This is a genomic window from Amycolatopsis endophytica, assembly GCF_013410405.1.
GTDB lineage: Bacteria > Actinomycetota > Actinomycetes > Mycobacteriales > Pseudonocardiaceae > Amycolatopsis_E > Amycolatopsis_E endophytica.
Genome location: NZ_JACCFK010000002.1, coordinates 890,171 through 913,374, shown reverse-complemented (window position 1 = coordinate 913,374; position 23,204 = coordinate 890,171). Strand labels below are relative to the sequence as shown.

Below are 23,204 nucleotides of genomic sequence, written 5' to 3'. Positions count from 1 at the left end.
CTTGTCGGCGTGGAACGGGGGTTGGTGGTCGGAGTGATGGGTGTTCATCGATACGCTGTTGGGTCCTGAGGCAACACGGTGTGTTGTTTCTGGGTGTGGTGTTTGAGAATTGCAGAGTGGATGCGAGCATCTTTGTGGTCAAGTTGTTAAGGGCACATGGTGGATGTCTTGGCATCAGGAGCCGATGAAGGACGTGGGAGGCTGCGATAAGCCTCGGGGAGCTGTCAACCGAGCTGTGATCCGAGGGTGTCCGAATGGGGAAACCCAGCACCTGTTATGAGGTGTTACCCGCCAGTGAATATATAGCTGGTGTGGAGGGAACGCGGGGAAGTGAAACATCTCAGTACCCGTAGGAAGAGAAAACACTTTAGTGATTCCGTGAGTAGTGGCGAGCGAAAGCGGAGGAGGCTAAACCGTGCGCATGTGATACCTGTCAGGGGTTGTGTGTGCGGGGTTGTGGGACCTGCCTTCCAGAAGCTGACACTTCTGGCATCAGTTACTGCATGGCTAGTGGAATCACCTGGGATGGTGGACCGGAGTGGGTGAGAGTCCCGTACGCGAAAGCTGTGTTGGTGTGGTGTGGTGGTGTTCCCGAGTAGCAGCGAGCTCGTGGAATTTGCTGTGAATCTGCCGGGACCACTCGGTAAGCCTAAATACTTCCTGGTGACCGATAGCGGACGAGTACCGTGAGGGAAAGATGAAAAGTACCCCGGGAGGGGAGTGAAAGAGTACCTGAAACCGTGTGCCTACAAGCCGTCAGAGCAAACATTATGTTTTGTGATGGCGTGCCTTTTGAAGAATGAGCCTGCGAGTTAGTGCTGCGTGGCGAGGTTAACCCGTGTGGGGTAGCCGTAGCGAAAGCGAGTCTGAAGAGGGCGATGGAGTCGCGTGGTCTAGACCCGAAGCGGAGTGATCTACCCATGGCCAGGCTGAAGCGCCGGTAAGACGGTGTGGAGGGCCGAACCCACCAGGGTTGAAAACCTGGGGGATGAGTTGTGGGTAGGGGTGAAAGGCCAATCAAACTCCGTGATAGCTGGTTCTCCCCGAAATGCATTTAGGTGCAGCGTCGCATGTTTCGTGGTGGGGGTAGAGCTACTGGATGGCCTAGGGGCCTTACCGGGTTACCGAAGTCAACCAAACTCCGAATACCATCACGTGAGAGTGCGGCAGTGAGACGGCGGGGGATAAGCTTCGTCGTCGAGAGGGAAACAGCCCAGAACACCGGCTAAGGCCCCTAAGTGTGTGCTTAGTGGGAAAGGATGTGGGGTCGCCGAGACAACCAGGAGGTTGGCTTAGAAGCAGCCATCCTTGAAAGAGTGCGTAATAGCTCACTGGTCAAGTGGTCCTGCGCCGATAATGTAGCGGGGCTGAAGTACACCGCCGAAGCCGTGTCAATGACACAGATACATCCGCATCACTCTTCGGGAGTGGTGTGTAGTGGTGTTGTTGGGTAGGGGAGCGTCCTGCATCCAGGGAAGCGGCCGTGGAAGCGAGTCGTGGAGGGTGTGGGAGTGAGAATGCAGGCATGAGTAGCGAATGCAGAGTGGGAAACTCTGCCGCCGGATGACCAAGGGTTCCTGGGTCAAGTTAATCTGCCCAGGGTAAGTCGGGACCTAAGGCGAGGCCGACAGGCGTAGTCGATGGACAACGGGTTGATATTCCCGTACCCGCGTATGTTCGCCCATGACGAGGCTGGTGATACTAACCACCCGAGCTGTCGGCGGCCTTCGGGCCAAGGGCGGTGAGCGTGGAGCCTGAACCAGTAGTAGTCAAGCGATGGGGTGACGCAGGAAGGTAGCTCCGCCAGTGAGTGGTTGTACTGGTGTAAGCGTGTAGGACGAGTGGTAGGTAAATCCGTCACTCATGGAGTCTGAGACGTGATGCGTAGCCGTTGAGGCGAAGTAGGGTGATCCTCTGCTGCCGAGAAAAGCCTCTAGCGAGAACATGTGCGGCCCGTACCCCAAACCGACACAGGTGGTCAGGTAGAGAATACTAAGGCGGTCGGGTGAACTGTGGTTAAGGAACTCGGCAAAATGCCCCCGTAACTTCGGGAGAAGGGGGGCCAAAGCACTTGAAGCCCCGTGCGGGCTAGGGTGAGTTGGCCGCAGAGACCAGCGGAAAGCGACTGTTTACTAAAAACACAGGTCCATGCGAAGTCGTAAGACGAGGTATATGGACTGACGCCTGCCCGGTGCTGGAACGTTAAGAGGACCGGTTAGCTCCCTTGTGGGGCGAAGCTGAGAATTTAAGCGCCAGTAAACGGCGGTGGTAACTATAACCATCCTAAGGTAGCGAAATTCCTTGTCGGGTAAGTTCCGACCTGCACGAATGGCGTAACGACTTTCCGGCTGTCTCAACCACAGGCCCGGTGAAATTGCACTACGAGTAAAGATGCTCGTTACGCGCGGCAGGACGGAAAGACCCCGGGACCTTTACTATAGCTTGGTATTGGTTTTCGGTTCGGCTTGTGTAGGATAGGTGGGAGACTGTGAAGCTGGCACGCTAGTGTTGGTGGAGTCGTTGTTGAAATACCACTCTGGTCGGATTGGGAATCTAACTTAGGACCCTGATCGGGTTCAGGGACAGTGCCTGGTGGGTAGTTTAACTGGGGCGGTTGCCTCCCAAAGAGTAACGGAGGCGCCCAAAGGTTCCCTCAGCCTGGTTGGCAATCAGGTGTTGAGTGTAAGTGCACAAGGGAGCTTGACTGTGAGACTGACAGGTCGAGCAGGTACGAAAGTAGGGACTAGTGATCCGGCATCTCCTGGTGGAAGGGATGTCGCTCAACGGATAAAAGGTACCCCGGGGATAACAGGCTGATCTTGCCCAAGAGTCCATATCGACGGCATGGTTTGGCACCTCGATGTCGGCTCGTCGCATCCTGGGGCCGGAGTAGGTCCCAAGGGTTGGGCTGTTCGCCCATTAAAGCGGCACGCGAGCTGGGTTTAGAACGTCGTGAGACAGTTCGGTCCCTATCCGCCGCGCGCGTAGGAGACTTGAGGAAGGCTGTCCCTAGTACGAGAGGACCGGGACGGACGAACCTCTGGTATGCCAGTTGTCACGCCAGTGGCATGGCTGGTTGGCTACGTTCGGAAGGGATAACCGCTGAAGGCATCTAAGCGGGAAGCCTGTTCCTAGATGAGGTCTCCCACCCCTTTGTGGGTTAAGGCCCCCAAGAGACGATTGGGTTGATAGGCCAGACATGGACGCACAGTAATGTGTTTTTGAGTGGACTGGTACTAATAGGCCGAGGACTTGCCCACAAAGCTGCTACGCATCCGCTCTGCAACTCTGAAACACCACACCATGATTGTGGTTGTTTCATAGAGTTTCGGTGGTCATGGCGGCAGGGAAACGCCCGGTCCCATTCCGAACCCGGAAGCTAAGCCTGCCAGCGCCGATGGTACTGCACCCCCGCGGGTGTGGGAGAGTAGGACACCGCCGAACACCCTTTCCCAAGGGCCCGTTAGGATAGCCGATTGGCTCGCCTGACGGGCCCTTGGCGTGTTTACTGATCTTCACGAACCCAGAACAGAGGAGGCCCAGGTGGCGGACTTCGGGCGGCGCGACTTCGACGGCGCCGCGTCCGATCGCCCCCGGCGCCGCGATTCGGCTCCCGGCGCAGGACGATCGGGAGCGCAGCGAGGCACCCCGCGTGGGAAGGCGGGGCAGGGTGGCCGGTCGGGCGACCGGCAGGACGGCAACCGTTCCCGCGGACGCGACTTCGACGACCGTCGCGGAGACCGGACGGGCCGGGACGGCGGCCGGCGCGACTTCGACGACCGCCGCGGCGGCGGCCGGGACGACCAGCGCGGCAACCGTTCCCACGACAACCGCGGCAACGACCGCGGCGAGCGGGGCAACCGCTCCTCGGGGAGTCGCGGTGGCGACCGCTTCGAGTCCGGTGGGCGCGGCGGCGGGCGTTCCTACGACAACCGAGGCGGCGAGCGGTCGGGGTCCGGCGAACGCGGTGGCCGCTTCAATGGTGACCGCGGTGGTCACCGGTTCGGGTCCGGTGAGCGCTCCGGGCGCTCGTATGACAATCGGGGTGGCGATCGGTTCGGATCCGGTGGGCGCGGTGAGCGCTCCTATGACAACCGGGGTGGCGACCGGTCAGGGTCCGGAGAGCGCGGCAAGCGCTCGTACGGGGACCGATCCGGCTCCGGCGACCGCTCGTACGGCAACCGCGGCGGCGAGCGCCCCGGATCCGGCGAGCGCGGCAAGCGCTCGTACGGCGACCGCACCGGTTCCGGTGGCCGTGGCGGCGGGGCGTACGACAACCGTTCGGGCTCCGCTGACCGCGGAAACCGCTCCTACGGCAACCGGGGCAGTGATCGTCCGGGCTCCGGCGAGCGTGGCAACCGGTACGACGACCGGCGCGGTGAGCGTTCCGGCTCCGGCGAGCGCGGTAACCGGTACGACGACCGGCGCGGTGGCCGTTCGGGGTACGGCGACCGTGGCGCCCGTTATGACGACCGTCGCGGCGGGCGGCCGGGGTCTGACGACCGCGGCAGCCGTTCTCACGACGACCGGCGCGGTGAGCGTTCCGGGCCCGGCGGCGAGCGGGGCGGCAGCCGTTCCTTCGACAGCCGGGGTGGCCGTTCCGGCCAGGGTGATCGCGGCAATCGTTCGTTCGAGGACCGGCGTGGCGGGCGGCCGGGGTCCGGCGAGCGGGGCGGGCGGTCGAACTTCGACCGCGGTGACCGTCCGACGGGCGACCGGGGCAGCCGCTCCTTCGACGACCGTCGCGGAGGTGGCCGCTACGACGATCGGCGCGGTGGTGGCGGTCGTGACCGCTCCGGGCGCCGGTACGAGGACCAGGTCGAGGCGCGTGCGGGCAAGGCTGTCGACGAGACAGCGACCGACGACCTCGCCGACGGTGCGGCCGTGGCCGCGGACACGGGCCGACCCGTCCGGGAAACCGGGGCAACCCCCGACACCGTCGACGACGCGGACACGCGTGAAGCCGACACCGACAAGGCCGTCGGCGACGCCGAAGAAGCGGACACCCAGGACGTGACCGAGCCCGCCGAAACCGACGCGGCAAGCATCGAACGCGCCGCGAATCCCGTCTCGCGGGAAGAGCACGTCGAGATCGCCGACGCGGAGTTCCGGTCCGCGCGGCGTGACGAGCGCGGGCGGCCCGACAACGGCCGCCGGGCGCCGCGGGACCTGGACGACGCCGCACTGGCCCGTGAACTCCTCGAAGCGCCGGAGCTGCCCGAGGACATCGAGTTCGGCGACCTCGACGCGGAAGCCCGCCGCGAGCTGCGGACGCTGCCGAAATCGCTCGCGGAGACCGTCGGCAAGCACCTTGTCGCCGCGGGGAACCTGATCGACACCGATCCGGAGGCGGCACTGGCCCACGCCAAGTACGCCAAAACCCGCGCGTCCCGCGTGGCGATCGTCCGTGAGGCGCTCGGCCTGGTCTCCTACCACGCCGGACGCTGGTCGGAAGCGCTCGCGGAACTGCGGGCCGTCCGCCGGATGACCCGCACCGACCAGCACATCGCCGTCATCGCCGACGCCGAGCGCGCTCTCGGGCGGCCGGAACGCGCACTCGACCTGGCCAAGGAGATGCAGGGCCAGAAGCTGCCGCGCGAGGTCGAGATCGAGCTGAAGATCGTCGCCGCCGGGGCGCGGCGCGACCTCGGCCAGGTCGACGCCGCCGTCGTCTCCCTGCAGGGCGACGACCTCGACCCGCGCAAGCGGGACCCGTGGAGCGCCCGCCTGTTCTACGCCTACGCCGACAACCTTGAAGCGGCCGGCCGCCGCGACGAAGCGATCCGCTGGTTCCTGCACGCTTCCGAAGCCGACCTCGACGACGAGACCGACGCCGCCGAGCGCGCCGCGGAGCTCGCCAATGGCTGACGCCCTCCGCGACGCCTACGACGCGTTCCTCCTCGACCTCGACGGCACGGTCTACCACGGCTCCCGGCCCATCCCGGGAGCCGCGGAGGCCATCCGGCAGCTGCGCGAGCAGAACTCCCCGGTGCGCTTCGTGACCAACAACGCCTCCAAGGCACCCGGAGACGTCGCCGGGCACCTCCGTGGCCTCGACATCGACGCCACCGCGGACGAGGTCAGCACCAGCGCCCAGGCCGCCGCCAAGCTGCTCGGCGAGCGGCTGCCAGCCGGGGCGACGGTGCTCGTCGTCGGCGCCGCGGCGCTCGAGGACGAGATCACCGCCGCCGGCCTCAAACCCGTGCGCGAGGCCGGTGACGACGTCGCCGCCGTGGTGCAGGGCCACAACCCGGCCACCGGATGGGCCGACCTGGCCGAGGCGTGCGTCGCGATCCGCGCGGGTGCCCTCTGGGTCGCCTCCAACGTCGACACCACCCTGCCCACCGAACGCGGCCTCCTGCCCGGCAACGGCTCGATGGTCGCCGCACTGCGCACGGCCACCGGCGCCGAACCCGAGGTGGCGGGCAAGCCCGAGGCGCCGCTGTTCGTCACCGCCGCGCGATCCGCCGGTGCGAGCAGGCCGCTCGCCATCGGGGACCGGCTGGACACCGACATCGCGGGCGCGGTCAACGCCGGGGTCGACGCCCTCGTCGTGCTCACCGGCGTCGCCACCCCCGCCACCCTCGTCACGGCGATCCCCGCCGAGCGGGCCCAGTACCTGGGCGCCGACCTCGGCGCCCTGGCCACACCCGCCGACGAGCTGCGCATCGCACCGCAACCCGGCTGGCAGGTCCGCCAGGACGGTGGCACGCTCGTCGCGACGGGCGACGGCGACAGCCTCGCGTTGCTACGCACCCTCTGCGCGGTCGCGTGGGACACCGGCGTCACGGCGCTGCGGCCCGGCGGCGAGCGCGCCACGGCCGCCTTCACCGAGCTGGGGCTCCCGACCGGCGGCGAGCCGATCCGTTAGCGTGGTGACCGTGCAGCACCAACCGACTCCGCAGCCGCGTCCGGTACCCGGGCCGCCGCCGGGTGCCGCCCCGCAGTCCGACCCCCGCGACGGGATCGACCGGGCCATGGCCGCGCTCGACGACCTGGAGCAGGTCCCCCTCGCCGAGCACGTCGAACGGTTCGACGCCGTGCACTCCGAGCTGACCACCGCCCTGTCCAGCATCGACAAGGTGTGACGCGATGCCCCGCAGGGCCCGCCTCGACGCCGAACTGGTGCGACGGGGCCTCGCCCGGTCCCGCGAACACGCCAGCACGCTGATCAGCGAGGGCAAGGTGACCGTCAACGGCATGGTCGCCGGCAAACCCGCCACCGGCGTCGACACCGGCGCGCCGATCGTGGTCAGGGCCGGGGACGACCCGAACTGGGCCTCCCGCGGCGCGCACAAGCTGCTCGGCGCCTTCGAAGCCTTCCAACCGGCCGGGCTGTCCGCCGACGGCAAGCGCTGCCTCGACGCCGGCGCCTCCACCGGCGGCTTCACCGATGTCCTCCTGCGCCGTGGCGCCCGCGAGGTGATCGCCGCCGACGTCGGCCGCGGCCTGCTCGACTGGCGGCTGCGGACCGATGACCGCGTCGTGGTGCTCGACAAGACCAACGTCCGCACGCTCACGCCGGAGCAGACCGGCGGCCCCGTCGACCTCGTCGTCGGCGACCTGTCGTTCATCTCCCTGCGCCTGGTGCTGCCAGCGCTGCTCGCGTGCGCGCACGACGACGCCGACCTGGTGCCGATGGTCAAACCGCAGTTCGAGGTCGGCAAGGAACGCCTCGGCAGCGGCGGTGTGGTCCGCGACCCGCGGTTGCGTGCCCAGGCCGTCCTCGACGTCCTGGCCACGGCGCGCGAGCTGGGCCTGCACCCGCACGGTGTGGTTGCCAGCCCGCTGCCCGGACCCTCCGGCAACGTCGAGTACTTCGCCTGGCTGCGCCGCGATCCGGCGCCCGGCGATCCCGCGGAACTGGTCCGCGAAGCGGTCGGGAAGGGTCCCCAGTGAGCGAAACCCGCGAGGTGCTGCTGGTCATGCACCCCGACCGCGAGACGACCAAGGACGCCGCCCGTGAGGTCGCGACCCGGTTCGCCGCGGCCGGGATCGGTCTGCGCGTCATCGACGACGAGGTCAAGGAACTCATCGAGCAGGACTCCCTCGGTGAGCTGTGCACCCTGGTCGCGCCGCACGACGACCCCGCGGCGGGCGCCGAGCTGGTCCTGGTGCTGGGCGGTGACGGCACCCTGCTGCGCGCGGCCGAGCTGGCCCGTCCCGCGCGGGTGCCGGTGCTGGGCGTCAACCTCGGCCGCGTCGGGTTCCTCACCGAGGCCGACTCCGACGCGCTCACCGACACGGTGGGCCGCGTGGTGACGCGCGAGTACACCGTCGAGGAGCGCATGACGGTCGACGTCACGGTCACCGTCGAAGGCCGCGTCGTGGCGCGCACCTGGGCGCTGAACGAGGCCAGCGTCGAGAAGAGCACCCGCGAACGCATCCTGGACGCCCTCATCGAGGTCGACGGCCGCCCGGTGTCGGCCTTCGGCTGCGACGGTGTGCTGTGCGCCACGCCGACCGGTTCGACCGCCTACGCCTTCTCCGCGGGCGGACCGGTCATCTGGCCGGACGTCGAAGCGCTGCTCGTCGTGCCCTCCAACGCGCACGCGATGTTCTCCCGCCCGCTGGTCGTCTCGCGGGATTCGGTGATCACCGTCGGTGTCGACCCGCACGGCTCGCCCGCGGTCCTGACCTGCGACGGGCTGCGTCACATCGCGCTGCCGCGTGGCGCGCGCGTCGAGGTGGTGGCGGGCGAGGTCCCGGTGCGGCTGGTCCGGCTGCACCCGGGCCCGTTCACCGACCGCCTCGTCCACAAGTTCTCCCTGCCCGTCAAGAGCTGGCGGGAGCGGCACGCGCGCTGAGGCGAGTCCGCCACGGAATGTCGGAGCGGACCGCTACGGTGGTGTCCGTGCTGGCCGAGATGCGCATCCAGGGCCTCGGAGTGATCGAGGACGCCCTGCTCGAACTGCACCCGGGATTCACCGTGGTCACCGGCGAGACCGGCGCGGGCAAGACCATGGTCGTCACCGGGCTGCACCTGCTGTCCGGAGGGCGGTCGGAAGCCTCCAAGGTCCGCAACGGCTCCGGCCGGGCGAGCGTCGAGGGACGGTTCGAGGGCGTGTTCGCCGAACACGTCGCGCGGATCGTGTCCGACGCGGGCGGCTCGACCGACGAGGACGGCAGCCTGATCACCCTGCGGTCGGTGGGCACCGACGGGCGCTCGCGGGCCCACCTGGGCGGCCGCTCGGTGCCGGTGAGCGTGCTGTCCGATCTGGCCGACCGCCTGCTGGCCGTGCACGGGCAGAACGACCAGCTGCGGCTGCTGCGGCCCGCCGAGCAACGCGAGGTGCTCGACCGGTTCGCCGGGGACGACGTCGCGGCGCCGCTGGGGGAGTACCGCGCGGTCCGCGACGAATGGCAGGCGGTGGTCACGGAGCTGGCGGAGCGGACCAGCCGCTCCCGTGAGATGGCGCAGCAGGCCGACCTCCTCCGGCACGGGCTGGACGAGATCGCCGCGGTGAGCCCGCAGGCGGGTGAGGACGCGGAGCTGGCCGAGCAGGTCAAGCGCCTCACCGCGACCGAGGAGCTGCGCGCGGCGGCGGACGGCGCCCAGGCCGCCGTCTCCGGTGCCGCCGACGGTGACCCGGACCAGCCGGGCGCGCTCGGCCTGATCGGCGAGGCGCGGCGACGGCTGGCGACGGCGGACGATTCGGCGCTGCGTGACCTCGAACCGCGGCTGGCCGAGGCCGAGATGCTGCTCAACGACGTTGGCGGCGAGCTGGGCGGGTACCTCGACGGCCTGGAGGCCGATCCGGGACGGCTCGAACAGGTGCTCGCGCGCCAGGCCGAGCTCAAGACCCTGACCCGCAAGTACGCCGCCGACGTCGACGGGGTGCTGGCCTGGGCGGAGGACGCCCAGCAGCGCCTGGAGTCGATGGACACCTCCGAAGAGGCGCTCGCCGCGCTGGCCGCGCGCCGGGACGAGCTGGCCGGGAAGCTGGCCGAACACGCCGCGGTCGTGTCGCGGGCCCGGTCGGTGGCGGCCGAGGAGCTGGCCGGCGCGGTCACCGAGGAGCTGTCCGGGCTGGCGATGGGCGCGGCCCAGATCGAGGTGACGGTCAAGCGCCGCGCCACGGACTCCGCCGATCCGCAGGCGCTGCGCGTCGACGGCGAACTGGTGCACGCGGGCGGGTCCGGCATCGACGACGTGGAGCTGATGCTCAAGGCGCACCCGGCGGCTCCGTCGATGCCGGTGCACAAGGCGGCATCCGGTGGTGAGCTCTCGCGCGTGATGCTCGCGATCGAGGTCGTGCTCGCCGACGCCGACACGGTGCAGACGCTGGTGTTCGACGAGGTCGACGCCGGCGTCGGTGGCCGCGCGGCGATCGAGATCGGGCGCAGGCTGGCGCGGCTCGCGCGCACCCACCAGGTGCTCGTGGTGACGCACCTGCCGCAGGTGGCCGCGTTCGCCGACCGCCACCTGGTGGTCGACAAGGGCACCGCCGAGGGGGTCACGCGCAGCGACGTGAAGACGCTGGAGAAATCGCAGCGGGTGGTCGAGCTGGCGCGGATGCTGGCGGGCATGGAGAGCACCGAGACCGGGCGCGCGCACGCGGAGGAACTGCTCGCGGTGGCCGACGCGGACAAGCAGGCGGCGGTGAAGCCCCGCAGGAAGAAGAGCAGGCGCGCCAAGGGCTGACCGTCCACACGCGCCGGTCTCCGCGAAAAAGATCACCCGGGGAAACCGCATCGTGTACGGCGTGTTGCGAGGCGACAGGCGCCCGGTGTTTGTCACCATCGGGCACATGAAGCTTCCCGGTCTGCTCTCGCGCAACACCGAGGCCCTCCCCGGCATCGTCGGCGTCGCCAGGGTGGACCGGCGAACGCGCGATCTGCTCCGTCGCGTCAGCCCCGGCGACATCGTCGTGCTGGACCAGATCGACCTCGACCGGTCCACGGCCGACGCGCTCGTCGAGGCCGAGGTCGCCGCCGTCGTCAACGCCTCGCCCTCGATCTCCGGCCGGTTCCCCAACCTCGGGCCGGAGATCCTCGTCAACGCCGGGATCCCGCTGCTGGACAACGTCGGCGGCGAGGTCCTGCGCCGCATCAAGGACGGCAGCCGGATCCGGCTCCACGAGGGGGCCGTCTACGCCGGAGACCGGCAGGTGGCCTCCGGTACCGAGCAGACGCGGGACAGCGTCGCCGACCAGATGATCGAGGCCAAGGCCGGGATGTCCACCCAGCTCGAAGCCTTCTCCGCCAACACCATCGAGTTCCTGCGCCGCGAGCGGACGCTCATCCTCGACGGAGTCGGCGTGCCCGAGGTGCGGGTGCCGCTGCGCGACCGGCACGTTCTCGTCGTCGCCGCGGGCAAGGGACACGCCGAGGACCTCAAGGCGCTCAAGAAGTACATCGCCGAGCACCGGCCGGCACTGATCGGTGTGGACGGTGGCGCGGACACGCTGCGCGCGCAGGGTTACCAGCCGGACGTCATCGTCGGCGATCCGTTCGGCATCGACGCCGAGACGCTCAAGTCGGGTGCGGAGGTCGTCGTCCCGGCGCAGCCGGACGGGCACGCGCCCGGTGTGGCGCGCATCCAGGACCTCGGCATCGGCGCGGTCACCTTCCCCGCGTCGGGCAACCCGGAGGACCTCGCGCTGCTGATCGCCGAGGCGCACGAGGCCGGGCTGGTCGTCACCGTCGGGTTCCAGGCGACGCTGCGGGAGTTCCTCGACCACGGCCGGTCCGGGTCGAACCCGTCGACGTTCCTCACCCGGCTCAAACTCGGCACGAGGCTGGTCGACGGCAAGGCCGTCGCCGCACTGCACCGCTCCCGCGTGTCGATGGGCGCGGTGGTGCTGCTCGTGGTCGCCGCGCTCGTCGCGGTCGCGGTCGCGCTGCTCATGTCCGACGTCGGCGGGGCATACCTGGACTGGGCGCGGTCCACCTGGGATTCGTTCGCTAGCTGGGTCAAGGGGCTCTTCACGTGATTTCTCTGCGGTACCACATCGTCTCGATCGCGGCGGTGTTCCTGGCGCTGGCCGTCGGTGTCGTGCTCGGCTCCACGGCGCTCAACGGGGCGCTGCTGTCCGGGCTGTCCGACGAGAAGGGCAAGCTCGCCACCCAGGTGTCCGATCTGGAGGCCCAGCGCAACGAGCTGAACGCGCGGCTGGCCGACGCGGACGCCTTCGCCGGTTCGCTGGGGCCGAAGGTCGTCGCGGGCGCGCTGGACCGGCGTTCGGTCGTACTGGTGACGACGCAGGACGCGAACCCGGCGGACCGGGACGCGCTGCGGCAGCTCATCGAGCAGTCCGGCGCGCGGGTGTCGGGGGAGCTGCAGCTGACCGACTCGTTCACCGACCCGGCCAAGGCCGACCAGCTGCGCCAGATCGTGACGCGGCTGCAGCCCGCCGGTTCGACGTTCCCCACGGCCGGTGACCCGGGCACGCTGGCCGGGGCGCTCGTGGGATCGGTGTTGCTGCTGAACAAGGACACCGCGCAGCCGCAGTCCACCACGGACGAGATGTCCGCGGCGATCGCGGGTCTGCAGGACGGCGGGTTCGCCAACGCCAGCCCTGGCATCGGACCGGGACAGCTCGCGCTGGTGCTGACCGGCGGGCAGGCGACGGGCGACGGCGCGGGCGACCGGGCCGCGACGCTCGCCCGGTTCACCACGCAGCTCGACCGCTCCGGCGCGGGCACGGTGCTCGCGGGCGATCCGGCTTCGGCCGAGGGGACCGGCGCGATCGGTTTCGTGCGGGCCGACACCTCCGCCACCTCGATTCTGTCCACGGTGGACAACGCGAACACGGCGGCCGGGCGGGTCAGCACGGTACTGGCGCTCAAGGAGCAGCTCGACGGCGGCACCGGCCGCTACGGCATCGCGGGCAACGCCCAGTCACCCGCGCCCGGCGTCGCGCAACCCGGCAGCTGACAACCGGGCCGTATAACGACCTATACGGCCCGGCCCCGTCGCCCGGACCCTCAGGTGCCCGCGAGGGCTTCGACGACCGGGATGGCCTCTTCCAGCGCGTAGGCGTTGATGGTGATGTAGGACAGGCCGAACTCGTCCCGGCGGCGGCGCAGGGTGTCGATGGCCGTGGCGGTGTCGCCGGTCAGCACGGCGAGGTTCGCGTTGTTGCGCGTCGCCGCCGGCTCGACCCCGAAGTGCCGCAGCCAGTCCGGAACGGGCCCGTCGCCGATCGCGAAGATGTTCACGCTCAGTTCGAGCGCGTCGAAGCGGGCGCCTGCCGCCTCCTTGAGCACCGGCAGCCGCTCACGCAGGCCCTCCTCGGTGTTGCCGCCGCCCCCGTGCACCGCGATGATGTCGGCTTCCTCGGCGGCCAGGCGCAGCAGCTTCACGCCGCCGCCGGCGACCATGATCGGCGGCGCGGGCTGTTGAACGGGAGTGTAGGTGCCGTCCCCGAACAACTTCCGCACCGCCCGGATCGCTTCGCCCACCTGGCGGACGCGCTCGCCGGCGCTGCCGAAGGGCCTGTCCAGCAGCTCCGCGATACCGATCGCGTCCGGGTGGCCCGCGCCGATCCCCAGCTCGAACCGGCCCTGCGACAGCTGGTCCAGCGTCGCTGTCTCCCAGGCGATCCGCCCGGGCGCGTGCATCGGCGCGGCCAGCACGAAGGTGCCCATCCGCAGCCGCTCGGTCGCCGCGGCCACGGTGGCCAGCGCGGGCATCGACGCCTGCACCCTGGCCGTGTCGGGCACGAGCAGGGTGTCGAAGCCGAGGTTCTCGACGCGGCGGGCGAGGTCGGTCCAGTGACGCGCGGAGCCGGACGCACCGCTGACGAGCCCGAACCGGAACCGGTGATCGGTCATGAAAAGCGTTCCCTTCCCCAGATGATCTTGCGCTAAGATCGAAAGTACTCCACAGGGCCGTGCCTGCCATCGAAGTACAGCCGCAGAGGCAGCACCACCGGGTCCGGAGCGGGCGGCAAGTTCATCCGTCATGCCTTGGAGGAATCGCATGCACTACGGAATCGGCCTGCCCATCGGCCGCCCCGAAAACCTGACCGACTGGGCCCGCCGCGCCGATGACGGACCCTTCCGCACGCTCGGTCTGCTCGACCGGATCGTCTACGACAACCCCGAGCCGCTGGTCACCCTCGCCGTGCTCGCCGGCGCCACCACGCGCGTCCGCCTGCAGACCGAGGTCCTGCTCGCCCCGCTGCGTGAACCGGCCCTGCTGGCCAAGCAGGCCGCCACTCTCGACCGCCTCTCCGGCGGCCGCTTCACTCTCGGACTGGGCGTCGGCGGCCGAGAGGACGACCACCACGCCACCGGCACCGACCCCCGCCACCGCGGCCGCGTGCTCGACGAGCAGATGGCGCGGATGCGGCGGATCTGGTCGAGTGCCGAAGGAATCGGACCCGCGCCCGCCACGCCAGGCGGGCCCGAAGTCCTCTTCGGTGCCTTCGCCGACCCCGCCCTGCGCCGCGTCGCCCGCCACGGCGACGGTTTCCTCTGCGCGGCCCCGCCGCAGTGGGTGGGGGAGCTGTTCGCGAAGGTGGAGCGGTTCTGGGCGGAGGAGGGCCATGACGGCCGTCCCCGCATGGTCGCGCAGGTCAACGTCGCGCTCGGGTCCAGTGTGGACGAGGCACGGTCGGCGATCCTGGACTACTACGGCTTCACCGGCGACTGGGCCCGCAACACCGCCGAGCGCATGCTCACCACGCCGGAGCAGGTCCGCGAAGCGGCCAAGCAGTTCGCGGACCTCGGCGCCGACGAGCTGATCTTCTACTGCTGGGGCACCGACCCGGACCAGGCCGACCGCCTGGCCGACGTCGTCAGCTGAGCATCCCGCCCCACGCGTCGACGAACCCGGGGAAGGTCTTGCCGACCGTCGCCGGGTTCTCCACCGCCACCCCGGGCACGCGCAGGCCCAGCACGGCACCGGCCATGACCAGCCGGTGGTCGTCATAGGTGTGGAAGACCCCGCCGTGCAGCGGAGCCGGGGCGATCGCCAGGCCGTCCGCGGTCTCGGTCACCCCGGCGCCCAGCGCGGAGAGTTCGGTGGCCAGCGCGGCCAGCCGGTCGGTCTCGTGCCCGCGCAGGTGCGCCACCCCGGAGATGACCGACGGGCCGTCGGCGAAGCACAGCAGTGCGGCGATCACCGGGGTCAGCTCGCCGACCTCGTGCAGGTCGAGCCGTGCACCCGGGATGTCGCCCGAACCGGTGACAGTGAGTCCGTCGGGAGTCAGCTCCACCCGCTGGCCCAGCTCCACGAGCAGGCTGCGCAGCCAGTCACCCGGCTGGGTGGAGTATCCGGGCCAGCCCGGGATGCGCACGGTGCCGCCCGCGGCCGCCGCGGCCACCACGAACGGCGCCGCCGTCGACAGGTCCGGCTCGACCGTGAAGTCCGGGCAGGACAGCTCCGCCGGGCCGACGTGGAACTCCTGGCCGTCCCGTTCCGGGGAAGCGCCGAAGCGGCGCAGCATGTCCAGGGTCATCGCGATGTGCGGCTCGCTCGGCGGAGTTCCGCCCAGCAGGCGCACGGTCACGCCCGCGTCGAACGCCGGGCCCGCCAGCAGCAGCGCCGACAGGAACTGGCTGGACGCGCTCGAATCCAGGTCGACCTTCCCGCCGGGCAGACCGCCGTGCCCGATCACGGTGAACGGGGGAGCGCCGCGGCCCGCGTCGTCGATGTCCGCACCGGCCTCGCGCAACGCGGCCAGCAGCGGAGCGATCGGGCGCCGGCGGATCGCCTCGTCACCGTCGAACAGCACGTGTGCCGAACCCAGTCCGGCCAGCGCGGGGGTGAACCGGGCGACCGTGCCCGCGTTGCCCAGCACCACCGAAGCGGGCTCGGCGGAGCCGTGCACCAGGGGCCGCACCAGTACGTCGTTGTCGCGCCGCTCCCAGCCGCCGCCGAGCGCCTCCAGCGCGCCGAGCATCAGCCGCGCGTCCCGCGAGTCCAGCGGCGCGCGCACCAGCGTCGGTTCCGAAGCCAGCGCGGCCAGCACGAACGCGCGGTTGGTGATCGACTTGGAGCCGGGCACCCGCACCGTCGCGTCGAGCCGCCCGGGAGCGACCGGGACGGTCCAGGTGGGCTGGGAAGCGGTGGGCTCGGGCACGGCGGCTCCTTCACGCGTGGACGGGCTGACGTGACCCATCGAACTACGTGGGCGCGGCGGACGAGCGTCCGGGGCCGGGTGCGATAAGGTGGAAGCCCGTGGGACTTCAGCCGCGGACAGCCAAGTACGTTTTCGTCACCGGGGGCGTCGCCTCCTCTCTGGGCAAGGGCCTGACCGCCTCCAGCCTGGGCCAGCTCCTCACCTCTCGCGGCCTGCGGGTCACGATGCAGAAGCTGGACCCCTACCTCAACGTGGATCCGGGCACGATGAACCCGTTCCAGCACGGCGAGGTCTTCGTCACCGAGGACGGCGCCGAGACCGACCTGGACATCGGCCACTACGAGCGCTTCCTCGACCGGGATCTGACCGGCTCGGCGAACGTGACGACCGGCCAGGTCTACTCCGAGGTGATCGCCAAGGAGCGCCGCGGCGAGTACCTGGGCGACACCGTGCAGGTCATCCCGCACATCACCGACGAGATCAAGCGCCGCATCATGGCGGTCGCCGAATCCGACGGCACGGACCGGCAGCCCGACGTGGTCATCACCGAGGTCGGCGGCACGGTCGGCGACATCGAATCGCTGCCGTTCCTGGAGGCCTGCCGCCAGGTGCGGCACGAGATCGGCCGGGACAACTGCTTCTTCCTGCACGTGTCACTGGTGCCCTACCTCGCGCCGTCGGGTGAGCTGAAGACCAAGCCGACCCAGCATTCGGTCGCCGCGCTGCGCAACATCGGCATCCAGCCCGACGCGCTGGTGTGCCGGGCCGACCGCGACCTGCCCGAGGACCTCAAGCGCAAGATCGGGCTGATGTGCGACGTGGACACCGAGGCGGTCATCGCCTGCCCGGACGCCCCGTCGATCTACGACATCCCCAAGGTGCTGCACCGCGAGGCGCTCGACGCCTACGTGGTGCGCCGCCTGGGCCTGCCGTTCCGCGACGTCGACTGGACGGTGTGGGGCGACCTGCTCGACCGCGTGCACAACCCGTCGGAGACGGTGCGGGTCGCGCTGGTCGGCAAGTACATCGACCTGCCCGACGCCTACCTGTCGGTCACCGAGGCCCTGCGCGCCGGCGGGTTCGCCCACCGCGCGAAGGTCGAGATCGTCTGGGTCGCCTCGGACCGCGCGACCACCCCCGCCGGTGCGGCGGCCGCGCTCGGGGATGTCGACGGTGTCCTGGTGCCCGGCGGCTTCGGCGTGCGCGGCATCGAGGGCAAGCTCGGCGCCATCAACTACGCCCGCACCCGCGGCATCCCGGTGCTCGGCCTGTGCCTGGGCCTGCAGTGCATGGTCATCGAGGCGGCCCGCAACCTGGCCGGCATCGAGGGCGCGAACTCGGCCGAGTTCGACGAGGCCACCGAGCACCCGGTGATCTCCACGATGGCCGACCAGAAGGACGTCGTGGCGGGCGAGCGCGACATGGGCGGCACCATGCGGCTGGGCGCCTACCCGGCGAAGCTGACGCCCGGTTCGCAGGTCGCCAAGGCCTACGGCGGTACCGAGGTCTCCGAGCGGCACCGGCACCGCTACGAGGTCAACAACACCTACCGCAAGCGGCTCTCCGACGCCGGGCTGGTCTTCTCCGGCACCTCGCCGGACGAGCGGCTGGTCGAGTTCGTCGAGTTGCCGGCCGATGTGCACCCGTTCTTCGTCGGCACCCAGGCGCACCCGGAGCTCAAGAGCCGCCCGACCCGCCCGCACCCGCTGTTCGACGCGTTCATCAAGGCGGTCGTGAAGTACCGCACCGCCGACCGGCTGCCGGTGGAACTGCCCGAGCCGACCGTGAGCGCGCATTGAGCGCCCCCGGCGAGCACGAGTTCCGGGTCGTCTCCAGCACCGACGTCCACATCGGACGCGTGGTGGGCCTGCGCGTGGACGAGGTCGCGATGCCCGGCGGCGGTACCGCCAAGCGCGAGGTGGTCGAGCACCTCGGCGCGGTGGCGATCGCGGCCGTGGACGACGACGGCAGCGTGACCCTGATCCACCAGTACCGGCATCCGCTGGGACGGCGGATCTGGGAGCTGCCCGCCGGGCTGCTCGACCACGCCGGGGAGGACCCGGTGGAGGCCGCGCGCCGCGAGCTGGCCGAGGAGGCCGGGCTCGCGGCGCGGCGGTGGGAGACGCTGGTCGACGTCGCGGCCTCGCCCGGGTTCACCGACGAGGTGGTGCGGGTGTTCCTGGCCCGTGACCTGTCGCCGGTGGACCGGGAGGTGCTCGGCGACGAGGAGGCCGATCTGGTCGTGCACCGGGTGCCGCTGGCGGACGCGGTGCGGAAAGCGCTGTCCGGGGAGATCGTCAACGGCGCCACCGTGGGCGGGATCCTGGCCGCGCACGCCGTGGTCCACGACGGGGCACCCTCGCGCCCGGCGGACGCGGAGTGGCGGGACCGGCCGACGACGTTCGCGGATCGCATTTCCTGAGTGCACCCTCTAGGGTGTCGGCGTGCCTGTTCTCCCCGTGTCCGAAGTGGTCACGGCCTATCTCGATCATCTCGCCGTGGAGCGCGGGACGGCACGCAACACCCTGGACAGCTACGCCCGTGACCTGCGCCGGTACCTCGGGTACCTGGAGCAGGCCGGCGTCACGGACTTCCGGCGCATCACCGAGTCCGACGTGACCGGGTTCGGCGCCGCGCTGCGCGAGGGCGACCAGGTGCACCCGCCGCTGGCGGCGTCCTCGGCGGCGCGGGCGCTGGTCGCCGTGCGCGGCCTGCACCGTTTCGCGCACCTCGACGGGCTGACCGAGGACGATCCGGCCCGCGAGGTCCGGCCCCCGGCGGCGGCCAAGCGCCTGCCCAAGGCGCTGCCGGTGGACGAGGTGCTGCGGTTGCTGGCCATGCCGCCCGCCGAGGGGGAGCGGCCGCTGCGCGACCGGGCGCTGCTGGAGCTGCTGTACTCCACTGGCGCGCGGATCTCCGAGGCGGTCGGGCTCGACCTCGACGACATCGACCGCGAGGACCGCACCGTGCTGCTCGACGGCAAGGGCGGCAAGCAGCGGCTGGTGCCGGTCGGCCGCCCCGCCGTCGAGGCGCTGGAGGCATACCTGGTGCGGTCCCGCCCGGTGCTGGCCCGGCGCGGGCGCGGCACCGCGGCGCTGTTCCTCAACGCGCGCGGCAGCAGGCTGTCCCGGCAGAGCGCGTGGCAGGTCCTCAAGACCAACGCCGAACGGGCAGGCATCTCCGCCGGCGTGTCACCGCACACGCTGCGTCACAGTTTCGCGACCCACCTGCTGGAGGGCGGAGCGGACGTCCGGGTGGTCCAAGAGCTGCTAGGCCATGCTTCGGTGACCACGACGCAGGTCTACACCCTGGTCACCATGAACACTCTCCGTGAGGTATATGCTACGGCCCATCCTCGGGCGCTGGGTTGACCCGACCGCCTCCGGCGAGTTGCTTTGGCGACAAACGGCTCGCCGAATAGGCTGCGGGCTACCCGTCGAACGAGGAGTTCCGCGCCATGTCGACACCGCAGCCCTCGCCCAGATCGGCTACGGCCCGCTCGGCCGCCGCGAACCTCGACCACCTGACCATCGCGACCGAGGGGGAGCTCGACACCGTGGACTCTGTCGTGGCCGTGGGCGCCGACACCGTGAACGGCAAGCCCAAGCTCGGCCCGACCGGCAGACCGTTCCGTGAGATCCCTGAGCCGCCGCTGCTGGACAAGCACGGACCGGCGACGGTTCTGGCCATGTGCAACCAGAAGGGCGGCGTCGGCAAGACCACGTCGACGATCAACCTCGGCGCGGCGCTGGCCGAGTACGGGCGACGGGTGCTGCTGGTGGACTTCGACCCGCAGGGCGCCCTGTCCGTGGGGCTCGGCGTCCAGCCGCACGAACTGGACCAGACGGTCTACAACGCGATCATGGAGCGGTCGGTGACCGCGCCGGACATCCTGCGGCACACCAGTGTCGAGGGCATGGACCTGCTGCCGAGCAACATCGACCTGTCCGCCGCGGAGGTGCAGCTCGTCGCCGAGGTCGGCCGCGAGCACACGTTGCTGCGGGTCGTGCAACCCCTCATCCGGGACTACGACTATGTTCTGGTCGACTGCCAGCCATCGCTCGGGTTGCTCACGGTGAACGCGCTCACGGCCGCCGACGGCGTGATCATCCCGCTGGAGTGTGAATTCTTCAGCCTGCGTGGCGTGGCTTTGTTGATCGACACGATCGAGAAGGTACGCGAACGCTTGAACCCCAAACTGGATATCACCGGCATCCTGGCCACCATGTTCGATCCGCGGACCCTGCACTCCAGAGAGGTCATGGCGCGGGTCGTGGAGGCCTTCGGCGACACCGTGTTCGACACGGTCATCAACCGCACCGTGCGGTTCCCGGAGACCACTGTGGCCGGTGAGCCCATCACCCGCTGGGCCCCCAAGTCGGCCGGTGCGCACGCCTATCGCGCGCTCGCCCGCGAGGTGATCGCTCGGTGAGCAGGCGAGCCTCCCTCCCCGGGGCTTCGGAACTCTTCCGCCTGACCAGCAGCCCAGCCCTCGATGTCCCCGCGCCCCCGAAACCCGCACCGCAGCGGCCGGAAGCGCAGCGACCGGGACACGGGCACGCTCCGGGCAACCGCGAGCAGCTGGAACGCAGCGCCACCGCGCGCCGCGGCAGCGGACGGCAGAAGCACGACTCGAAGATCACCGTGTACGTCTCCGGCGACGAGCTGGTCGCGATGGAGCAGGCGCGCCTGACGTTGCGGGCCGAGCACGGGCTGGCCATCGACCGCGGACGGCTCGTGCGCGAGGCGGTCGCGGTGCTGCTGGCGGACTTCGACGAGCACGGCGACGAATCGGTCCTGGTACGGCGGCTGCGTGCGGGCGGCCTCGACTCCGAGGAAGCCGCCGGGCCGTGAGCGAGAACGGGGCTCCGGTCGACGGGGCCCAGCCCGTCGCCGAGGACGACGCGACGGCGCCGAGGTTCAAGGTCCGGCTGGACAACTTCGAGGGCCCGTTCGACCTGTTGCTGCAGCTGATTTCGCAGCACCAGCTCGACGTCACCGAGGTGGCGCTGCACCAGGTCACCGACGACTTCATCGCCTACACGCAGGCGCTGGGGCCGGAGTGGGACCTGGACGAGGTCACCGAGTTCCTCGTCATCGCCGCGACGCTGCTCGACCTCAAGGCGGCCCGGCTGCTGCCCGCGGCCGACGTCGAGGACGAGGACGACCTGGCCCTGCTGGAGGCGCGGGACCTGCTGTTCGCACGGGTGCTGCAGTACCGGGCGTACAAGCAGGTCGCGGCGTTGTTCGGCGAGCTGGAGGCCGGGGCGCTGCGCCGGTACCCGCGGTCGGTGTCGCTGGAGGAGCGCTACCTCGGGCTGCTGCCCGAGGTGATGCTCGGGGTCGACCCGGCGAAGTTCGCGGAGATCGCACTGGCGGTGTTCCGGCCCAAGCCGCCGCCGACGGTATCGCTGGACCACATCCACGCGCACCAGGTGTCGGTGCGGGAACATGCCGCGTTGCTGCGGCTGAAGCTGGCCGAGCGCGGCGACGCGACGTTCACCGAGCTGGTCGAGGACTGCGAGCACACGGTCGAGGTCGTGGCCCGCTTCCTGGCGCTGCTGGAGCTCTACCGCGAGTCGAGCGTGCAGTTCGACCAGGACGAGCCGCTGACCATGCTGCGGGTGCGGTGGACCGGCGGGTCCGTCTCGGAGGCGGCGGCCGCCGCCGAACAGGACCGGGCCCGCGTCGAGGAAGAGGAGTACGGGTGAGCCCCGAAGAGGAGCCCGAGGCGGCTGCGCCGGACGAAGTGGTGGAGACGGCTCCCGAGGAGGCGGCGGAAGCGGCGCCGCCCAGCGAGGCCGCCGTGTCCGCGGAGCCGGAGGACCTCCCCGAGCCCGAGCCCGACGAGGAGGACCTGGTCGCGGTGGGGGACGGGCTGCCGGACCTCGCCGAGCACGCCGCGCTGGCCGCGGCGCTCGAAGCGCTGCTGCTCGTCGTCGATTCGCCGGTCAGCGAAGAGGGGCTGGCCACGGCGCTGAACCAGCCCGAGGACCGAGTGACGCAGACGCTCCAGATCATGTCGGCGGAGCTGACCGAGCGGGCCAGTGGCATCGACCTGCGGCGCGTCGGCGAGGGGTGGCGGCTCTACACCCGCGACACCTACGCCCCCTACGTCGAGAAACTTCTGCTCGACGGGCAGCGCTCCAAGCTGACCCGTGCCGCGCTGGAGACCCTCGCCGTCATCGCCTACCGGCAGCCGGTCACGCGGTCGCGGGTCGCGGCGGTGCGCGGGGTGAACGTCGACGGCGTGATCCGCACCCTGCTCGCGCGCGGTCTCATCGAGGAGAACGGCGCCGACCCGGAGACGGGTGGCACCCTGTATGTGACGACCGAACTGTTCCTCGAGCGGCTGGGCCTGTCGTCGCTGACCGACCTGCCCCCGATCGCCCCCCTGTTGCCGGAAGTGGACTCCATCGATGACATCTGACCCCGAAACCGAGGGCGTGCGCCTGCAGAAGGTGCTCGCCAAGGCGGGCGTGGCCTCGCGCCGCGCCGCCGAAGACCTGATCACGCAGGGCCGGGTGAGCGTCGACGGAAGGGTGGTCCGCGAGCTCGGCACGCGGGTCGACCCCGACGAGGCCGTGATCCACGTCGACGGCACGCGCGTGATCCTGCGCGACGACCTGGTGCACCTCGCGCTCAACAAGCCTCGCGGCGTGCACACCACGATGTACGACGACCAGGGCCGTCCCTGCGTCGGCGACTACGTCAACCACCGCAGCGAACGGCTGTTCCACGTCGGCCGCCTGGACGCCGAGACCGAGGGCCTGCTGCTGCTCACGAATGACGGCGATCTCGCGCACCGGCTCATGCACCCCTCCTACCACGTGCCCAAGACCTACCTGGCCGAAGTCGACGGCAAGGTTCCGCGTGGGCTGGGCAAGGAGCTGAAAGCCGGGATCGAGCTGGAGGACGGCCCGGTGCGGGTCGACGAGTTCCGCGTCAAGGACAGCCAGGGCGGCCGCACGCTGCTGGAGATCGTGCTGCACGAAGGCCGCAAGCACATCGTGCGCCGCCTGCTCGCCGAGGTCGGGTTCCCGGTCCGCAAGCTGGTGCGCACCGCGGTCGGCGACGTCCAGCTGGGCAACGGCAAGCCGGGCACGCTGCGGCGGCTCAACCGGGACGAGGTCGGCGGCCTCTACCGGCGGGTCGGCCTGTAGCGGCTGG

The 23,204-nt window shown here is 70.2% G+C and carries 19 protein-coding genes and 2 rRNA genes; 19 read left to right on the top strand and 2 right to left on the bottom strand.

Going from position 1 to position 23,204, the window contains the following annotated elements; all coding sequences use genetic code 11:
* Positions 1–136: 136 nt before the first annotated feature.
* The 10 genes from HNR02_RS29880 to HNR02_RS29835 all read left to right on the top strand — a co-directional run bounded on the left by HNR02_RS29880 (position 137) and on the right by HNR02_RS29835 (position 12,880).
* Positions 137–3,260: ribosomal RNA gene (locus HNR02_RS29880) — 23S ribosomal RNA — on the top strand.
* A 67-nt stretch (positions 3,261–3,327) separates the two neighbouring features.
* Positions 3,328–3,444 (top strand): 5S ribosomal RNA (gene rrf, locus HNR02_RS29875).
* A 99-nt stretch (positions 3,445–3,543) separates the two neighbouring features.
* Positions 3,544–5,868 carry a hypothetical protein gene (locus HNR02_RS35820; RefSeq protein ID WP_246339311.1) on the top strand — a complete coding sequence of 775 codons (2,325 nt, stop codon included), beginning with the start codon at positions 3,544–3,546 and terminating at the stop codon, positions 5,866–5,868.
* A complete protein-coding gene (locus tag HNR02_RS29865) occupies positions 5,861–6,871 on the top strand; it encodes an HAD-IIA family hydrolase (protein ID WP_179776989.1) in 1,011 nt (336 codons plus the stop codon). The genes HNR02_RS35820 and HNR02_RS29865 overlap by 8 nt, the downstream gene beginning before the upstream one ends.
* Position 6,872: 1 nt before the next feature.
* The gene (locus HNR02_RS29860) at positions 6,873–7,088 is read left to right on the top strand and encodes a hypothetical protein (protein ID WP_179776988.1); all 216 of its coding nucleotides are present in this window, start codon (positions 6,873–6,875) and stop codon (positions 7,086–7,088) included.
* A gap of 4 nt (positions 7,089–7,092) precedes the next feature.
* Positions 7,093–7,899, top strand: a complete 807-nt coding sequence (locus HNR02_RS29855; RefSeq protein ID WP_179776987.1) for a TlyA family RNA methyltransferase — start codon at positions 7,093–7,095, stop codon at positions 7,897–7,899.
* The gene (locus HNR02_RS29850; RefSeq protein ID WP_179776986.1) at positions 7,896–8,807 is read left to right on the top strand and encodes an NAD kinase; all 912 of its coding nucleotides are present in this window, start codon (positions 7,896–7,898) and stop codon (positions 8,805–8,807) included. Before HNR02_RS29855 ends, HNR02_RS29850 begins: the two co-directional genes overlap by 4 nt.
* Positions 8,808–8,824: 17 nt before the next feature.
* Positions 8,825–10,645 (top strand): DNA repair protein RecN, encoded by a 1,821-nt coding sequence (gene recN, locus HNR02_RS29845; RefSeq protein ID WP_218914322.1) that lies wholly within the window; start codon positions 8,825–8,827, stop codon positions 10,643–10,645.
* A gap of 106 nt (positions 10,646–10,751) precedes the next feature.
* Positions 10,752–11,936, top strand: coding sequence for a putative cytokinetic ring protein SteA (steA, locus tag HNR02_RS29840; protein WP_179776985.1), 1,185 nt, complete (start codon positions 10,752–10,754; stop codon positions 11,934–11,936).
* Positions 11,933–12,880 carry a copper transporter gene (locus HNR02_RS29835; protein WP_179776984.1) on the top strand — a complete coding sequence of 316 codons (948 nt, stop codon included), beginning with the start codon at positions 11,933–11,935 and terminating at the stop codon, positions 12,878–12,880. Before steA ends, HNR02_RS29835 begins: the two co-directional genes overlap by 4 nt.
* A gap of 50 nt (positions 12,881–12,930) precedes the next feature.
* On the opposite strand, the gene HNR02_RS29830 is transcribed toward HNR02_RS29835, so the two are convergent.
* Positions 12,931–13,779, bottom strand: a complete 849-nt coding sequence (locus HNR02_RS29830; RefSeq protein ID WP_179776983.1) for an LLM class flavin-dependent oxidoreductase — start codon at positions 13,777–13,779, stop codon at positions 12,931–12,933.
* 130 nt (positions 13,780–13,909) lie between these two features.
* Here HNR02_RS29830 and HNR02_RS29825 point away from each other — a divergent pair, with 130 nt between their 5' ends.
* Positions 13,910–14,755: an LLM class flavin-dependent oxidoreductase gene (locus HNR02_RS29825; protein ID WP_179776982.1), complete on the top strand. Its 846-nt coding sequence runs from the start codon at positions 13,910–13,912 to the stop codon at positions 14,753–14,755.
* Here HNR02_RS29825 and aroA read toward each other — a convergent pair.
* Positions 14,748–16,034, bottom strand: coding sequence for a 3-phosphoshikimate 1-carboxyvinyltransferase (gene aroA, locus HNR02_RS29820; protein WP_179776981.1), 1,287 nt, complete (start codon positions 16,032–16,034; stop codon positions 14,748–14,750). The two genes, HNR02_RS29825 and aroA, sit on opposite strands and share 8 nt — an antisense overlap.
* Before the next feature lie 98 nt (positions 16,035–16,132).
* On the opposite strand from aroA, the gene pyrG reads away from it, so the two are divergent.
* From pyrG to HNR02_RS29780, 8 genes are all read left to right on the top strand, one after another.
* Positions 16,133–17,833 (top strand): CTP synthase, encoded by a 1,701-nt coding sequence (gene pyrG / locus HNR02_RS29815; protein WP_179776980.1) that lies wholly within the window; start codon positions 16,133–16,135, stop codon positions 17,831–17,833.
* Positions 17,830–18,456 carry an NUDIX domain-containing protein gene (locus tag HNR02_RS29810; RefSeq protein WP_179776979.1) on the top strand — a complete coding sequence of 209 codons (627 nt, stop codon included), beginning with the start codon at positions 17,830–17,832 and terminating at the stop codon, positions 18,454–18,456. The genes pyrG and HNR02_RS29810 overlap by 4 nt, the downstream gene beginning before the upstream one ends.
* Before the next feature lie 46 nt (positions 18,457–18,502).
* Entirely contained in the window at positions 18,503–19,405 is a 903-nt protein-coding gene (xerD, locus tag HNR02_RS29805) for a site-specific tyrosine recombinase XerD (RefSeq protein ID WP_179777922.1), read from the top strand.
* Between the two features lie 86 nt (positions 19,406–19,491).
* A complete protein-coding gene (locus HNR02_RS29800; protein WP_179776978.1) occupies positions 19,492–20,466 on the top strand; it encodes a ParA family protein in 975 nt (324 codons plus the stop codon).
* Positions 20,463–20,888: a cobyrinic acid ac-diamide synthase gene (locus HNR02_RS29795; protein WP_179776977.1), complete on the top strand. Its 426-nt coding sequence runs from the start codon at positions 20,463–20,465 to the stop codon at positions 20,886–20,888. The genes HNR02_RS29800 and HNR02_RS29795 overlap by 4 nt, the downstream gene beginning before the upstream one ends.
* Positions 20,885–21,745, top strand: a complete 861-nt coding sequence (locus tag HNR02_RS29790) for a segregation and condensation protein A (RefSeq protein ID WP_179776976.1) — start codon at positions 20,885–20,887, stop codon at positions 21,743–21,745. The genes HNR02_RS29795 and HNR02_RS29790 overlap by 4 nt, the downstream gene beginning before the upstream one ends.
* Entirely contained in the window at positions 21,742–22,464 is a 723-nt protein-coding gene (gene scpB / locus HNR02_RS35815) for an SMC-Scp complex subunit ScpB (RefSeq protein WP_179776975.1), read from the top strand. The genes HNR02_RS29790 and scpB overlap by 4 nt, the downstream gene beginning before the upstream one ends.
* Complete coding sequence (locus HNR02_RS29780; protein ID WP_179776974.1) at positions 22,454–23,197, top strand: pseudouridine synthase; 744 nt, start codon at positions 22,454–22,456, stop codon at positions 23,195–23,197. Before scpB ends, HNR02_RS29780 begins: the two co-directional genes overlap by 11 nt.
* The last annotated feature ends 7 nt before the right edge of the window (positions 23,198–23,204 follow it).

Bases quoted from the DNA above. Each gene is read 5' to 3' on its own strand.
- HNR02_RS29780 (WP_179776974.1), top strand. From the start codon at position 22,454: ATGACATCTGACCCCGAAACCGAGGGCGTGCGCCTGCAGAAGGTGCTC.
- HNR02_RS29825 (WP_179776982.1), top strand. From the start codon at position 13,910: ATGCCTTGGAGGAATCGCATGCACTACGGAATCGGCCTGCCCATCGGC.
- HNR02_RS29855 (WP_179776987.1), top strand. From the start codon at position 7,093: ATGCCCCGCAGGGCCCGCCTCGACGCCGAACTGGTGCGACGGGGCCTC.
- HNR02_RS29865 (WP_179776989.1), top strand. From the start codon at position 5,861: ATGGCTGACGCCCTCCGCGACGCCTACGACGCGTTCCTCCTCGACCTC.
- recN (WP_218914322.1), top strand. From the start codon at position 8,825: ATGTCGGAGCGGACCGCTACGGTGGTGTCCGTGCTGGCCGAGATGCGC.
- HNR02_RS29830 (WP_179776983.1), bottom strand. From the start codon at position 13,779: ATGACCGATCACCGGTTCCGGTTCGGGCTCGTCAGCGGTGCGTCCGGC.
- steA (WP_179776985.1), top strand. From the start codon at position 10,752: ATGAAGCTTCCCGGTCTGCTCTCGCGCAACACCGAGGCCCTCCCCGGC.
- HNR02_RS29800 (WP_179776978.1), top strand. From the start codon at position 19,492: ATGTCGACACCGCAGCCCTCGCCCAGATCGGCTACGGCCCGCTCGGCC.